Origin of the sequence: Bacillus sp. AFS098217 (assembly GCF_002551815.1) — a bacterium.
Classification (GTDB): domain Bacteria; phylum Bacillota; class Bacilli; order Bacillales; family Bacillaceae_G; genus Bacillus_A.
Map to the genome: position 1 here is coordinate 1 of NZ_NVPR01000063.1, position 15,626 is coordinate 15,626.

General features: G+C 36.6%; 14 protein-coding genes and 2 riboswitches. Of the genes, 11 read left to right on the forward strand and 3 right to left on the reverse strand.

The features are described 5' to 3' along the window. Positions 1–209: 209 nt before the first annotated feature. Genes tsaE through tsaD form a run of 4 tightly spaced genes read left to right on the forward strand, consistent with a single transcriptional unit; the run spans position 210 to position 2,827 of the window. The gene (gene tsaE / locus COO03_RS17755; protein ID WP_097898431.1) at positions 210–683 is read left to right on the forward strand and encodes a tRNA (adenosine(37)-N6)-threonylcarbamoyltransferase complex ATPase subunit type 1 TsaE; all 474 of its coding nucleotides are present in this window, start codon (positions 210–212) and stop codon (positions 681–683) included. Beyond that, positions 664–1,356 (forward strand): tRNA (adenosine(37)-N6)-threonylcarbamoyltransferase complex dimerization subunit type 1 TsaB, encoded by a 693-nt coding sequence (tsaB, locus tag COO03_RS17760; protein WP_097898432.1) that lies wholly within the window; start codon positions 664–666, stop codon positions 1,354–1,356. Before tsaE ends, tsaB begins: the two co-directional genes overlap by 20 nt. Before the next feature lie 11 nt (positions 1,357–1,367). Continuing rightward, positions 1,368–1,811, forward strand: coding sequence for a ribosomal protein S18-alanine N-acetyltransferase (rimI, locus tag COO03_RS17765; protein ID WP_097898442.1), 444 nt, complete (start codon positions 1,368–1,370; stop codon positions 1,809–1,811). Further along, the gene (gene tsaD / locus COO03_RS17770; RefSeq protein WP_097898433.1) at positions 1,811–2,827 is read left to right on the forward strand and encodes a tRNA (adenosine(37)-N6)-threonylcarbamoyltransferase complex transferase subunit TsaD; all 1,017 of its coding nucleotides are present in this window, start codon (positions 1,811–1,813) and stop codon (positions 2,825–2,827) included. Before rimI ends, tsaD begins: the two co-directional genes overlap by 1 nt. Positions 2,828–3,111: 284 nt before the next feature. Here tsaD and COO03_RS17775 read toward each other — a convergent pair whose 3' ends face one another. Next, entirely contained in the window at positions 3,112–5,037 is a 1,926-nt protein-coding gene (locus COO03_RS17775; protein WP_217993893.1) for an ABC-F family ATP-binding cassette domain-containing protein, read from the reverse strand. A 186-nt stretch (positions 5,038–5,223) separates the two neighbouring features. Here COO03_RS17775 and COO03_RS17780 point away from each other — a divergent pair, with 186 nt between their 5' ends. Further along, on the forward strand, positions 5,224–5,853 hold the full coding sequence (locus tag COO03_RS17780) for a redox-sensing transcriptional repressor Rex (RefSeq protein ID WP_097898435.1): 630 nt from the start codon (positions 5,224–5,226) through the stop codon (positions 5,851–5,853). A 28-nt stretch (positions 5,854–5,881) separates the two neighbouring features. Here COO03_RS17780 and COO03_RS17785 read toward each other — a convergent pair whose 3' ends face one another. Both COO03_RS17785 and COO03_RS17790 read right to left on the reverse strand, forming a co-directional pair. Continuing rightward, entirely contained in the window at positions 5,882–6,073 is a 192-nt protein-coding gene (locus COO03_RS17785) for a YdiK family protein (protein ID WP_097898436.1), read from the reverse strand. Continuing rightward, on the reverse strand, positions 6,070–6,819 hold the full coding sequence (locus COO03_RS17790; RefSeq protein WP_097898437.1) for a CPBP family intramembrane glutamic endopeptidase: 750 nt from the start codon (positions 6,817–6,819) through the stop codon (positions 6,070–6,072). Before COO03_RS17790 ends, COO03_RS17785 begins: the two co-directional genes overlap by 4 nt. Positions 6,820–7,255: 436 nt before the next feature. Between COO03_RS17790 and groES the strand changes: the two genes are divergently transcribed. From groES to COO03_RS17820, 6 genes are all read left to right on the forward strand, one after another. Beyond that, a complete protein-coding gene (gene groES, locus COO03_RS17795) occupies positions 7,256–7,540 on the forward strand; it encodes a co-chaperone GroES (protein WP_000917306.1) in 285 nt (94 codons plus the stop codon). Between the two features lie 37 nt (positions 7,541–7,577). Then, a complete protein-coding gene (gene groL, locus COO03_RS17800) occupies positions 7,578–9,212 on the forward strand; it encodes a chaperonin GroEL (protein WP_097898438.1) in 1,635 nt (544 codons plus the stop codon). Between the two features lie 171 nt (positions 9,213–9,383). After that, a riboswitch (purine riboswitch) is annotated at positions 9,384–9,485 on the forward strand. Positions 9,486–9,644: 159 nt separating this feature from the next. Continuing rightward, positions 9,645–11,183, forward strand: coding sequence for a glutamine-hydrolyzing GMP synthase (gene guaA / locus COO03_RS17805; RefSeq protein ID WP_141523334.1), 1,539 nt, complete (start codon positions 9,645–9,647; stop codon positions 11,181–11,183). Between the two features lie 164 nt (positions 11,184–11,347). Beyond that, a riboswitch (purine riboswitch) is annotated at positions 11,348–11,449 on the forward strand. 126 nt (positions 11,450–11,575) lie between these two features. Continuing rightward, a complete protein-coding gene (locus COO03_RS17810) occupies positions 11,576–12,901 on the forward strand; it encodes an NCS2 family permease (RefSeq protein WP_097898439.1) in 1,326 nt (441 codons plus the stop codon). 143 nt (positions 12,902–13,044) lie between these two features. Next, positions 13,045–13,746 carry a response regulator transcription factor gene (locus tag COO03_RS17815; protein WP_097898440.1) on the forward strand — a complete coding sequence of 234 codons (702 nt, stop codon included), beginning with the start codon at positions 13,045–13,047 and terminating at the stop codon, positions 13,744–13,746. Next, positions 13,730–15,241 (forward strand): sensor histidine kinase, encoded by a 1,512-nt coding sequence (locus COO03_RS17820; RefSeq protein WP_097898441.1) that lies wholly within the window; start codon positions 13,730–13,732, stop codon positions 15,239–15,241. The genes COO03_RS17815 and COO03_RS17820 overlap by 17 nt, the downstream gene beginning before the upstream one ends. The last annotated feature ends 385 nt before the right edge of the window (positions 15,242–15,626 follow it).

Genomic DNA, 15,626 nt, shown 5'->3' on the forward strand with positions numbered 1-15,626 from the left:
CCCGGTCGGGACCGCCATTTTATATAAAGAAAAGAACGAAACAAGTTGTTTCGTATTTTTTTATTTATTTTTAAGAAAACTTATAAAGACAGTCAAACTTACCCTTAGGAAAACTCCTAAGGTCTTTTTTATATGTTCAAAATGAAACAACGCGAAAAAATCTGTATAATAAAGAGCAGAGAATATTGTGAGTAAAGTAGGTGAAACCTTTGAATAAATATGAAATAACAACAATGTCTTCTGAGGAAACACAAAAATTATCAGAAAAGCTGGGACAACTTGTTAGAGCACAAGATGTACTTATTTTAGAAGGAGATCTTGGCGCTGGTAAGACGACATTTACAAAAGGTCTAGCAAAGGGCCTTGGTGTGAAGAGAGTTGTAAATAGTCCTACATTCAATATTATTAAGGAGTACAAAGGAAGACTACCGCTCTATCATATGGACGTATATCGTTTAGCGGAAAGTGAAGAAGATTTAGGATTTGATGAGTATTTTTATGGCGAAGGTATAACGGTAGTGGAATGGGCTCATTTAATAGAAGCATATTTACCAAATGAAAATTTAAAAGTTAGCTTATTCCATGCAGGGAATGGTACAAGGAAAATCGTATTAGAACCAAATGGAGAACGCTATATTAGATTATGTGAGGAGCTATTACAAAATGAAAGTACTAGCAATTGATACTTCAAATTACGTAATGGGTGTTTCTCTTATTGAGGAAAACACTGTTGTTGGGGAAATCATTACAAATTTAACAAAAAATCATTCTGTACGCCTTATGCCAGCTGTAGAACAACTTCTGAAGGAATGTAATGTAAAACCGAAAGAGCTAGATAAAATCGTTGTAGCAGCTGGCCCTGGCTCGTATACAGGCGTTCGCATAGGCGTGACGGTTGCGAAAACGTTAGCATGGTCATTGCAAATACCGATTGTTGGTGTGTCTAGTTTAGAAGTGGTAGCTGCTAACGGGGGTAATTTCCAAGGAGTTATTTGTCCTTTATTTGATGGACGCCGTGGACAAGTTTATACAGGCTTGTATACATATGAAGAAGAAAAGCTAACTTCTATAGAAGATGATCGTATTGTTCTTATTGTGGATTGGTTACAGATGTTAAAGGATAAGGGACAACCTGTTCTATTTATCGGTAATGATGTAAAGCTGCATAAAGAAACGATTATAGAATATTTAGGAGATCAAGCTGCATTTGCTTCCTTTACAAAGAATAATCCAAGACCAAGTGAGCTAGCATTTTTAGGATTACAAAAGGAAGAACAAAGTGTACATACATTTGTTCCGAGCTATCTTCGTCTAGCAGAGGCAGAAACAAAATGGTTAGAAAGTCAAAAAAAATAGGAGCTGTCGAAATGGATATTACATTTAGAAAGATGACGACTGATGATATTGCTCAAATTGTAGCTATTGAAGAAGCGTCTTTCCCAACTCCTTGGACTGCCGATGCATTTCACCGTGAATTAACGATGAACGAATATGCACATTATGTTGTTATAGAAAAGGATGGTCTGGTAATTGGATATTGTGGATTGTGGATTATTATTGATGAGTCACATATAACAAATATAGCTATTTTGCCAGAATATCGTGGTCAAAAGCTTGGGGAGGCTTTGCTTAAAGAAGTAATGGACCAAGCGAAGGAAATGGGAGCAAAAACGATGACACTTGAAGTTCGCGTTTCAAATGAAGTAGCAAAACAGTTATACCGGAAGTATGGATTCCAAAATGGCGGGATTCGTAAACGATACTATACAGACAATTATGAAGATGGTCTTGTAATGTGGGTGAATATATAATGGAAAAAAATACGATTATACTTGGTATTGAAACAAGCTGTGATGAAACAGCTGTAGCGATTGTTAAAAATGGAACAGAAATAGTGGCAAATATTGTTGCATCACAAATTGAAAGTCATAAGCGTTTTGGCGGAGTTGTACCAGAGATTGCATCTCGTCATCACGTAGAACAAATTACAGTTGTATTAGAAGAAGCTTTAAAAGAAGCAAATATCTCTTTTGAAGATATTGATGCAATTGCAGTGACAGAAGGCCCTGGTTTAGTAGGTGCACTTTTAATTGGTGTAAATGCGGCTAAAGCTGTTGCTTTTGCTCATGATATTCCTCTTGTTGGTGTTCATCATATCGCTGGTCATATTTATGCGAACCGCTTAGTAAAAGAGCTAGAATTCCCATTGCTATCACTTGTTGTATCTGGAGGACATACAGAGCTTGTTTATATGAAAGAACATGGCTCGTTTGAGGTAATTGGTGAAACAAGAGATGATGCAGCGGGAGAAGCATATGACAAAGTGGCGCGTACGTTATCTATGCCATACCCAGGCGGTCCTCATATTGATCGTCTTGCTCATGAAGGAAGGCCAACGATTGATTTACCACGTGCATGGCTAGAACCAGATTCGTATGATTTTAGCTTTAGTGGATTGAAATCAGCAGTTATCAACACTGTGCATAACGCAAAACAACGAGGCGAAGAAATTGCTCCAGAAGATTTAGCAGCGAGCTTCCAAGAAAGTGTAATAGATGTATTAGTAACGAAAGCAGCACGTGCAGCTGAAGCATACAATGTAAGACAGGTGCTTCTTGCTGGGGGCGTAGCAGCAAATAAAGGGCTTCGAGCACGCTTAGAAGCAGAATTTGCGAAAAAAGAGCATATGGAACTAATCATTCCACCATTATCTTTATGCACAGATAATGCAGCAATGATTGCAGCAGCAGGGACAATTGCATATGAACAAGGGAAACGTGCAACATTAGCCTTAAATGCAAACCCAGGTTTAGATATTGAAGCATAGTTATACACAAAATTAATCACAACCTGTGGATAAAACCCACATTATCTGTTGATAATGTGGGTTTTATTGTGAATATAGAATGTTGATAACTTTTTTATATTTTGTGGGTAATGTGGAAAAGTTATTTTTTATCTTTATATAGTAAAGGTGGATATGTGTATAATGTTGTGGATAAACAGATAGAGGTCAGACTTTTGATTAATCTATATTTTTCATATAAACAACAAACAAGGTAGCTAAATATTCTTTGGCTACCTTGTTTTTATTACGTAAATATAGAAAGGTTACATGTGTAATTCTTCCCATTCTGCCATATGTTTTTCTAGTTGTTCTTGTAATGTTTGTTTTGTGTTTGTAATTTCACTTGCTCGTTCATAATCTGCATATACTTCAGGTAGACAAAGCTGGTCTTCTAATGCTTCGATCTCCTCTTCTAATTTCGCGATGTTTTGTTCCAGTTCTTCAATTTTTCGAATACGCTGGCGCTCTAGCTTTTTACGCTCCTTTTCTTCAAGATAACTTAATTTTTCTTGAGCAATGTTTTTTTGAATAGGTGCTTCTTCCTCTTGTTGCTCAAATTCAGCACGCTCAATCATTTCATTTTTCTTTTCGATATAGTAGTCATAGTCACCTAAATATTCCTGTGCACCATCTGTTGATAACTCAACGACTGTAGTTGTGACACGGTTAATAAAATAGCGATCATGAGAAACGAATAAAAGAGTTCCTGGATAATCGATTAAGGCGTTCTCTAGAATTTCTTTACTATTTAAATCAAGATGGTTTGTTGGCTCATCTAAAATCAGCAGGTTAGATTTTTGCATCATTAATTTCGCTAAGGCTAATCGTGCCTTTTGGCCGCCACTAAGAGAAGAAACAGGTTTTAATACATCATCTCCTGTGAATAAAAAATTACCGAGTATAGTACGAATTTCCTTTTCTGGCTGTAGTGGATAATCATCCCATAATTCATTTAAAACACGCTTAGACGATGTTAAGTTTGCCTGTTCTTGATCATAGTATCCAATAGATACATTCGAACCGAAAGAAACCTCACCGCTTAACGTGTGCAATTTATTCACAATTGATTTTAATAATGTAGATTTTCCAATCCCATTTGGTCCGACTAATGCAACACTATCACCACGGGTTAAGCGCATATTCACATGTTCAATAACAGGCTCATGGTCGTATCCAATTGAAACATCTTTTACTTGTAAGACGTCGTTACCACTTTGTTTCTCGATATCAAAGTGAAAGGATGCTGATTTAGAGTCACCTAATGGTCTAGTCAGTAATTCCATTCGATCTAATTGCTTACGGCGACTTTGTGCACGTTTTGTTGTAGATGCACGGGCGATATTCTTTTGGACAAAGTCTTCGAGTTTAGCAATTTCCTCTTGTTGCTTTTCATAACGCTTCATTTCCTGTTCATATAGTGCAGCTCTTAGCTCTAAATACTTACTGTAGTTACCAACATATCGTCTGCTTTCTTTATTAGAAATTTCATATACTTGTGTAACAAGCTTGTCTAAAAAGTAGCGATCGTGGGAAACAATTAGAATAGCTCCTGGATAGCCTTGTAAATATTGTTCAAGCCATGTTAGTGTATCGATGTCCAAATGGTTTGTTGGCTCATCCAAGATGAGTAAATCTGGTTTTGTTAATAATAATTTGCCGAGAGCCAATCGTGTTTTTTGGCCACCGCTTAATGTAGAAATTGTCGTTTGGTGTGTTTCGGTTGGAAAACCGAGACCACTTAAAATAGAACGAATATCAGCCTCATATTGATAACCGCCTTGATCTTTATAATCTAGTTGTAATTGATCATAATCAGCGAGTAATTTTTCGTACGTAGTAGCATTTGAAAAGTTCTCTTCTTGCCCCATTTCATGCTCTAGCCTTCGAAGTTTTTTCTCCATTTGTTGCAAGTGTGTAAAGACAGTTAGCATTTCATCCCAAATTGTTAAAGAAGTTTCAAGGCCGGTATTTTGAGCTAAATAACCAATTGAAACATCTTTTGGTTTTATAATTTCACCGCCATCATGAGATAACTCTCCGGCAATTATTTTTAATAATGTAGATTTTCCGGCTCCATTTCGTCCGACTAGTGCGATACGATCTTTCGTTTGAACCTCTAATTTAATGTTTGCAAGGATTGTTTCAGCACCGTATAATTTTGAAAGCCCATTCACTTGTAATAAAATCAATGTTTTCACCTCAAATAATTTCTTAACTTTGCCATGTTTATATTTCTCAATCATACTAAAAATAGTGTATAGTTTAAAATAAAGAGAGAATTCTTCTCTCTTTATTATACAAGGAAAGTCATAAGTGCTAAACTTTTCTATTTGTTTCAGGTATAGGAACAAAGATAGGAAGAGAGGAGAGGTTATATGGATCAACAGAAGATTCCACAGGCCACTGCCAAACGATTGCCTCTATACTATCGATTTATCCAAAACTTATCTCTTTCTGGTAAGCAACGTGTTTCATCAGCAGAATTGAGTGAAGCGGTGAAGGTAGACTCCGCGACGATTCGAAGAGATTTTTCATATTTTGGAGCGTTAGGAAAAAAAGGATATGGTTATAATGTGAATTATTTACTATCCTTTTTCCGTGAAACGCTCGATCAAGATGATATAACACGTGTGGCACTTATTGGAGTGGGTAATTTAGGGACCGCTTTCTTACATTACAATTTCACGAAAAATAATAATACAAAAATTGAAATGGCCTTTGATATCAATGAAGAGAAAGTTGGAAAAGAAATCGGAGGAATTCCTGTATATCATTTAGATGAACTAGAAGAGCGTCTAAAAAGTGATATACAAGTGGCAATATTAACAGTACCTGCTATCGTTGCACAAGCTGTGGCAGATCGATTGGCTGATACAGCTGTACACGGAATTTTAAATTTTACACCAGCACGATTAAACGTGTCAGAAAATATACGAATTCATCATATTGATTTAGCCGTAGAATTACAAACGCTTGTTTACTTTTTGAAAAATTATCCACAATAAAACGCAGAGGAAAATCCTCTGCGTTTTATTATTGTTTTTTCTTTGTAAATTTGACTAAGATAAGACGAAGTGCCAAATTAAAATCAATTGTTGCCATAGCTGCAAACAGTAGTGTCCAAGGGTTCCAGATTGTATCTGTAACGTTCATAATTGCGAGGCGTACAAAAACACATCCAAGCAGGAAATATAGTGCTGCCATGAACAATGGTGAGTTCCTCATATTAAAAATCCTCCGATAAAGCCTTGCATTTTTTCAGCTTCTTTAATCATTTCCTGTATTTGTTCATTACTCATTACGACTTGAATTAACGCGACCATTGTATTCATTGAAACATGGGCCATGATAGGGACAATAATCCGTCTCGTTTTTACATATAAAAATGCGAATACAAAACCCATGGAAGTGTATACCAATAGATGTGAAAAATCAAAGTGAATTGCTGCAAATACAAGCGAGCTAATAATAGCTGCAATAAAGAAGTTAAATTTCTTATACAATGTACCAAATAAAATTTTTCTAAACACAATCTCTTCTAAAATAGGTCCGATTATCGATATAACAATAAGGAACCATGGTGTAGTTCTTGCAATTTCCATTAAGTGTTCCGTGTTTTCGGAACCAGGCTTAATACCTAGTAAGCGCATTTCAATCGTGCCTGCAATTGTTTGGGAAAAGAGAGCTAAGAAGAAACCAATAAAGATCCAGCCAACTGCGGCAGGAATACTAGCACGTTTTGTATCTAAATGCCTCTCTCGAATATCTGTTCTAAGCAGAAAAAGTACAATACATAATGCAATAAAGAAGCTAATGATTGCCCAGTGACCAGTCACTAGTTGTATTTTTTCTTCTTGGGTGAATCCTCTATTATTATATAGTCCAGTTTTCACAAGAAGTGGTAATCCAACAATACCTGATAATTGCATAAGAATATATGTAACTATAATCCACCAATATTGTTTTTTCAAATTGGTTAACCATCCTTTCTAACCCTAGTTTATGAGATAAGGCGGGATAACATGTAAACATCCAGCCGAGTATACGTAATAACCATTCATATTATGATTTTTTTGTAAATCTTTCTTTGAAAATGAAATAGAAGACAGGAAAATGCTGTACTTATAGAGAAAACAATTTATGGCGTCTTTCATATTGTAACATACGATAAGTGGAAACGCCGATTCATATACGGAAGGCTTTCTTGAGAATAGTTACAACGATAATCAAGTTGTTCTTTTCTAGGAGGACGTATAGAAAAAGTGTATCTAGCAATTTGCGAAAAAATTATGATTTTTTTACTTGCAAAAGAAAATGAGATTATTTATTATTATAAGTGTGTTAGCACTCATGAGTCTTGAGTGCTAATAAAGGAAATTTACATAAAAAATGAGGAGGTTATTGTTCATGCTAAAGCCATTAGGTGATCGCGTTGTAATTGAGCTTGTTCAAGCAGAAGAAAAAACAGCAAGTGGTATTGTATTACCAGACACTGCAAAAGAAAAACCACAAGAGGGTAAAGTTATTGCAGTAGGTACTGGTCGAGTGCTTGAAAATGGTGAGCGTGTTGCTTTAGAGGTAGCTGCAGGTGATCTTATCATCTTCTCAAAATATGCAGGTACTGAAGTGAAATATGAAGGTACAGACTACTTGATTTTACGTGAAAGTGACATTTTAGCAGTTATCGGTTAATTATATACATTTTAAAAATCCAAGGGGGTCAAATATTATGGCAAAAGATATTAAATTTAGTGAAGAAGCACGTCGTTCGATGCTTCGCGGTGTCGACACTCTTGCAAATGCAGTAAAAGTAACGCTTGGACCAAAAGGTCGTAACGTTGTACTTGAGAAAAAATTCGGTTCACCACTTATTACAAATGATGGTGTAACAATCGCAAAAGAAATTGAATTAGAAGATGCATTCGAAAACATGGGTGCAAAATTAGTAGCAGAAGTTGCTAGCAAAACAAATGACGTAGCTGGTGACGGAACAACAACTGCGACTGTATTAGCACAAGCTATGATTCGTGAAGGCTTAAAAAACGTAACAGCTGGTGCGAACCCAATGGGTCTTCGTAAAGGTATCGAAAAAGCTGTTGTTGCAGCAGTAGAAGAATTAAAAACGATTTCTAAACCAATCGAAGGTAAATCTTCTATCGCGCAAGTAGCTGCTATTTCTGCTGATGATGAAGAAGTAGGTAAATTAATTGCTGAAGCAATGGAGCGCGTTGGTAACGACGGCGTTATTACATTAGAAGAATCTAAAGGATTCACAACAGAATTAGATGTAGTAGAAGGTATGCAATTTGATCGTGGATATGCATCTCCTTACATGATTACTGATTCTGACAAAATGGAAGCAGTACTTGATAACCCATATATCTTAATCACTGACAAAAAGATTTCTAACATCCAAGAAATCTTGCCAGTGTTAGAGCAAGTGGTACAACAAGGTAAACCACTTCTTATCATTGCAGAAGATGTAGAAGGCGAAGCTTTAGCTACATTAGTAGTAAACAAACTTCGTGGTACATTCAATGTAGTAGCTGTTAAAGCTCCTGGCTTTGGTGACCGTCGTAAAGCAATGCTAGAAGATATCGCAATCTTAACTGGTGGCGAAGTAATCACTGAAGAATTAGGACGTGACTTAAAATCGGCTACAGTTGCATCTTTAGGACGCGCTGGTAAAGTTGTTGTAACGAAAGAAAACACAACTGTAGTTGAAGGTGTAGGTAACACAGAACAAATCGAAGCTCGCATCGGTCAAATCCGTGCACAATTAGAAGAAACAACTTCTGAATTCGATCGTGAAAAATTACAAGAGCGTCTTGCTAAACTTGCAGGCGGCGTAGCAGTAATTAAAGTAGGTGCAGCAACTGAAACTGAGTTAAAAGAGCGTAAACTTCGCATTGAAGATGCACTTAACTCAACTCGTGCAGCAGTAGAAGAAGGTATTGTTGCAGGTGGCGGTACTTCACTTATGAACGTATACACTAAAGTGGCTGGTATTGCAGCTGAAGGCGACGAAGCAACAGGTATCAACATTGTACTTCGTGCATTAGAAGAGCCAGTTCGTCAAATCGCAATTAACGCTGGTCTAGAAGGATCTGTTGTTGTAGAACGCTTAAAAGGCGAAAAAGTAGGCGTTGGTTTCAACGCAGCAACAGGCGAATGGGTAAACATGCTTGAGTCTGGTATCGTAGACCCAGCAAAAGTAACTCGTTCTGCACTTCAAAACGCAGCATCTGTTGCAGCTATGTTCTTAACAACTGAAGCTGTAGTTGCTGACAAGCCAGAACCAAATGCTCCAGCAATGCCTGACATGGGCGGCATGGGCATGGGTGGTATGGGCGGAATGATGTAATTTCATCCGTCAGCCGAACATCCATCTCTATATAGAGGTGGATGTTTTTTTGTTGTAAGATGTAAAAAAATTATAGTAATAAAGGTTCTGTCGCACGGAGAAACTAATTTCTGTAGAATTTTGTCGCTTTCTCTCTTGACCGTATTGATACTTCATTGTTAGAATCTAGGAAGATAATATAAAACAATCCTTCATATATCCTCAATGATATGGTTTGAGAGTCTCTACCGGGTTACCGTAAACAACCTGACTATGAAGGCAGTGCGTCTTATATTTATAAAGAGCGGAGTATATCTTTATAAAGCTAGACCCCTGCCTTTTCTTTGTTATGAGACTGAGGGCGGAGGACTGGCTTTTTTTATTATATGGGTAATGCTTTTTGCCAAATTGGTGAAAATATTTATATATAGAACTAACGTTGGGGTGATTATTTTGAAAAAACAGCACGATACGATTATCGTTTTAGACTTTGGAAGTCAGTACAATCAGTTAATTGCACGTCGCATTCGTGAGTTCGGTGTGTACAGTGAGCTTCATCCGCATACAATTACTGCAGAAGAAATTAAAGCAATGAATCCAAAAGGGATTATTTTCTCTGGTGGACCAAATAGCGTATATGGTGAGAATGCATTCCACTGTGACGAAAAAATCTTTGACCTAGGTTTACCGATTTTCGGTATTTGTTACGGCATGCAGCTTATGACAAAACACTTTGGTGGAAAAGTAGAGCGTGCAAACCATCGTGAGTACGGAAAAGCAGTTCTTAAAGTAGAGAACGAATCAAAATTATATGCGAATCTTCCAGAAGAGCAAGTTGTATGGATGAGCCATGGTGACTTAGTAACTGGTTTACCAGAAGGATTCGTAGTAGACGCAACAAGTGAGTCTTGTCCAATTGCTGGTATGAGCAATGAAGCACAAAACTTATACGGTGTACAATTCCACCCAGAAGTACGTCACTCTGAGCACGGTAATGATTTAATTAAAAACTTCGTATTCGGCGTATGTGGTTGCTCTGAAGGCTGGAACATGGAGAATTTTATTGAAGTAGAATTAGAGAAAATCCGTGAAACTGTTGGCGATAAAAAAGTACTATGCGCACTTAGTGGCGGCGTAGACTCTTCTGTTGTAGCAGTATTAATTCATAAAGCGATTGGTGACCAATTAACATGTATTTTCGTTGATCACGGTTTACTTCGTAAAGGTGAAGCAGAAGGTGTTATGAAAACATTTAGCGAAGGCTTCCACATGAACGTTATTAAAGTGGATGCAAAAGAACGCTTCATGAACAAGTTAAAAGGTGTAGAAGATCCAGAACAAAAACGCAAAATCATTGGTAATGAATTCATTTACGTATTCGATGATGAAGCTTCTAAATTAGAAGGAATGGACTTCTTAGCGCAAGGTACACTGTACACTGACATTGTTGAAAGTGGGACAGCAACTGCACAAACGATTAAGTCTCACCATAACGTTGGTGGACTTCCAGAAGATATGCAATTTAAACTAATTGAGCCTTTAAACACATTATTTAAAGATGAAGTACGTGTATTAGGATCAGAATTAGGAATTCCTGATGAAATCGTATGGCGTCAACCATTCCCAGGTCCTGGACTTGGTATCCGTGTATTAGGCGAAATTACAGAAGAAAAATTAGAAATCGTTCGTGAATCTGATGCGATTTTACGTGAGGAAATCCAAAAAGCAGGTTTAGACCGTGAAGTTTGGCAATACTTCACTGCACTTCCTGGCATGCGCAGCGTAGGTGTTATGGGTGACGAGCGTACTTACGATTACACAGTAGGTATCCGTGCGGTAACATCAATTGACGGTATGACAGCTGACTGGGCACGTATTCCTTGGGATGTGTTAGAGAAAATCTCTGTACGTATCGTAAACGAAGTAAAACACGTTAACCGCATTGTGTATGATATTACTTCTAAGCCACCAGCAACAATCGAGTGGGAATAGAATAAGGTTTATTTATTTAAAGGAAGATCCATCTATGATTTTATGCATAGATGGATCTTTTTTTATAGTTTATACGAACGAAAAATAAATAAATGTGTAAAATGTTCGCTTTTTAAATTGACATACACCTATATGTGAGTTAATATGAGTATGTAATTGATACGAAAAATGAATATTACAGCCGTCGTATAATATCGGGGATATGGCCCGAAAGTTTCTACCTAGCTACCGTAAATGGCTTGACTACGAGGCGTTTTCATAAAGGAAGGGATTAGCCTACCTTTATTTACAGAACGCTTCCATATATGCAATGGAAGCCTTTTTTATTTTTATGGATAAAAGAGGGCTGGGGAGGATTACGACGAGCAATTATATAACGGGGGAAACGTAGAATGAAGCGTTATTTTCAGTTCGATGAGCTCGGTACGAACTATAAAACAGAGTTCGTTGCAGGGCTAACGACATTTTTATCTATGGCTTATGTATTATTTGTCAATCCTGCTACGCTGTCGCTGGGAAATATTAAAGGATTACCAGCAGGGACAGGAATGGATCCAGGTGCGGTATTTGTTGCTACTGCATTAGCAGCCACCATTGGTTCACTGATTATGGGGATTTTTGCAAAGTATCCGATTGCTTTAGCACCAGGAATGGGAATCAATGCGTTCTTTGCTTATACAGCAGTGTTAACAATGGGGATTCCGTGGCAAACAGCGATTGCCGGAACGTTAATGTCAGGTATTATTTTTATTATTCTTACTGCTTCTGGTATTCGTGAAAAAATTATTAATGCGATTCCAGCGGAGCTAAAATTCGCGGTAGCAGCAGGTATTGGTTTATTTATTGCTTTTCTTGGTTTTCAAAATGCCGGAATTATTGTGAAAAACGATGCTGTTCTTGTTGGATTGGGGGATTTAACAAAGGGCACAACATTGCTTGCAATTTTCGGTGTAGTTATTACGATTATCTTAATGATTAAAAAGATAAATGGTGCAGTTTTCTATGGGATGATTCTTACAGCAATCTTGGGTGTAACGACAGGATTAATTGATACACCAAAAGCTGTAGTGGGCGCAATTCCAAGTCTGGAACCTACGTTCGGTGTGGCGCTAAATCACTTCGGAGATATTTTCACTGTTCAAATGGGGATTGTGATTATAACGTTCTTCTTTATCGACTTCTTTGATACAGCAGGTACACTTGTTGCAGTTGCGAATCAAGCGGGGTTAATGAAGGACAATAAATTACCACGTGCAGGAAAAGCGTTATTTGCAGATGCGATTGCAACTGTAATTGGTGCGATTCTTGGTACATCTACGACAACGTCTTACATTGAATCGTCTGCAGGGGTAGCAGCGGGAGGACGTTCAGGATTTACAGCAGTTGTAACAGCCGGATTTTTCTTGTTAGCACTTTTCTTTTCACCATTATTGAGTGTTGTGACGCCGTCTGTAACGGCACCGGCTTTAATTATTGTAGGGATTTTGATGGTTTCGTCTTTAGGAGAAATTGATTGGAAGAAATTCGAGATTGCAGTACCAGCATTCTTCACAATTATTTCTATGCCACTTACGTATAGCATTGCAACAGGGATTGCGATTGGATTTATCTTCTATCCAATTACGATGGTTGTAAGTGGTCGCCGTAAAGAAATTCATCCAATTATGTATGTACTGGGAGTCTTATTCGTATTATATTTTATCTACGTTCGTCAATAGAGGGGTTTTTGAAAGGTCTAGACTAAGGAGAGTCTAGACCTTTTTGCGTCTTCAGAAAATCTTAAGAATTTCGTTCCGTTTTTCTTCAGAAGTTTTCTTATAATAAGAAATAGGGAGTTTAAAAGTTTTTTGGGGGCGATATTGTGGGGCAAGAAACAATACTTGTTGTAGACGACGAAAAAGAAATTAGGGATTTAATTGCAATTTACTTAAAAAATGAAGGATATAAAGTGTTGCAAGCTGGGGATGGAGCAGAGGGATTAGATATATTAGAAAAGAATGAAGTGCATTTAGTTGTGTTAGATATTATGATGCCAAAAATTGATGGGATTCATATGTGTATGAAAGTAAGAGAAGCAAAAGAGATGCCGATTATTATGTTATCAGCGAAAACACAGGACATGGATAAAATTTTAGGGTTAACAACAGGAGCGGATGATTATGTAACGAAACCATTTAATCCGCTAGAACTTATAGCAAGGATTAAATCGCAGCTTCGTCGATATATGAAAATGAATGGATTTGTTGTTCAAAATGAAAGTGAGATTGAAATTGGAGATATGAAGATAAATGTAGCGACACATGAAGTGACTGTTATGGATGAAGAGGTGAAATTAACACCACGAGAGTTTTCTATTTTAGAGTTGCTAACTCGTAATTCAGGTATAGTCTTTAGTGCTGAGCAAATTTATGAAAAGGTCTGGAATGAAAGGTCCTTTCAATCTGATAATACTGTAATGGTACATATTCGAAAAGTGCGTGAAAAGATTGAAGAAAATCCAAGGAAGCCAAGGTATATAAAAACAGTGTGGGGAGTGGGGTATAAGATTGAGAAAGATATTTAAGCCGTTTACCTATGCGTATAAGAAAATAAGGGGATTAATTGAAAGAGTACTAAAGAGTGTTCGCCGGAGCATACGGATCCAGCTTATAACTACTTTTATTGCCTGTGCATTATTAGGGCTATTTATAGCGAATGGTTTGACACCTTTTTTTGAAAATGCAAATCGAAGGGCTACAATTGATTATAGTGCTGGAATGAGGAGTATTAATAATCAAGTCCAAAGTACAGCGGAAATGATGGTTACTGACAATAAGTTAGATGCTTTGCAGGATATGATAGAAAGAGAAAATCAAAATATAGAGGCAGGGCATACAGCTTTAAAAGTATTTATTACTGATGAAAGTGGAAAAGTGTTATATAAAACGAAGCAGGCGCAAGAAGAACAAATTAATTTGCATAATACAATTCGTAATGCGACATCATTTGCTATTGATTATTCAAATTATAAGAATAACTTTGAAACATCAAGAAAAGAATTTATAGCTTTTTCACCAATTACAATTGAAGATAAAAACTTGTATATGTTCGTAAGTGGGATTCCTGAAGGGGAAGTAATATATGAGACAACAGAGGGGCCGTTTCCGTTTTTGATTGGTGTTTTTGTTTTTATTTTTTCTTTCTTTTATATAACAAAAAGAAAGATGAAACAGATTGAAGCGATGGCTCAAGGAGTAAAAGAGATTGAAAAAGGAAATCTTGCATATCGTATTGAGAAGAAAGGGCAAGATGAAATTGCATCATTAACAGGGAATATTAATAATATGGCTGAACAACTTATGATTAATATTGAAAAAGAACGTAAATTAGAAAAACAAAAAAATGAACTCATCACAAATGTATCGCATGATTTACGAACACCTCTTACTTCTATTATGGGATATTTACGTTTATTACGTGATTCTAAATATGAGAGTAAGGAGCAGCATGATGAGTATATGAGAATCGCATTTTCAAAATCGGAGCAGTTGAAGAATTTAATAGAAGATTTATTTGAGTATACAAAATTAACGAATGAAAGCATTGTATTAGAAAAACAAGCAGTGTGCATAAATGAACTTCTTGAGCAATTAATAGAAGAGCTAGTGCCGCAAGCAGAAGAACATGGTCTTATATTTATGAAGCAAATTCCTGAAGAACGTGTGTATGTTGCCATTGATTCAGAGAAGATGGTTCGTGTGTTTGAAAATTTATTAATGAATGCTATTAAATATAGTGAGGATAATGGAGAGATTAAAGTTTCGCTTCAAAGGCAACGCCGAAATATCCAAATCACCGTTGCGAATCATAGCGAAGAGTTCACGAGAGAAGAATTAGAAAATTTATTTGAGCGTTTTTATAAAAAGGATCAGTCCAGAAGTAGAGTAACAGAAGGATCAGGGCTTGGACTTGCGATCGCAAAAAGTATTGTTGAACTTCAAGGGGGAGAAATTCGAGCTGAATATGAAGATGGGGTTATTCAGTTTATCGTTTCGCTACCAATTATAGAAGAAAAGTAAATAAATATAGTTTGATGGAGAAACACTGTAAATCGCATATTAATTAAAAGACCAAATTGCATATTGATTTGGTCTTTCCTAATCTCGTTATATTAATGATTATTTACTTTTGACATATAAAACAGTACAGCAAATAAGGGGGAAGTAATAGTATGACTATAGTTAATGTTAACTTGATAGTTATGTACTAGGTAAGTCTTTTTAAATTTTTTAGAAAAACATATTGACGATTATATAAATGAGGTGTAATATTATACGAGTCGCTGATAGCAACAAAGCAAAACGCGGCAAACGAAATAAAAAACTTAGTTGACATTGAAACAAAGAAATGTTAATATAAGGAAGTCGCAAATGAGCGGCAAACAAGTTCTCTGAAAACTGAACG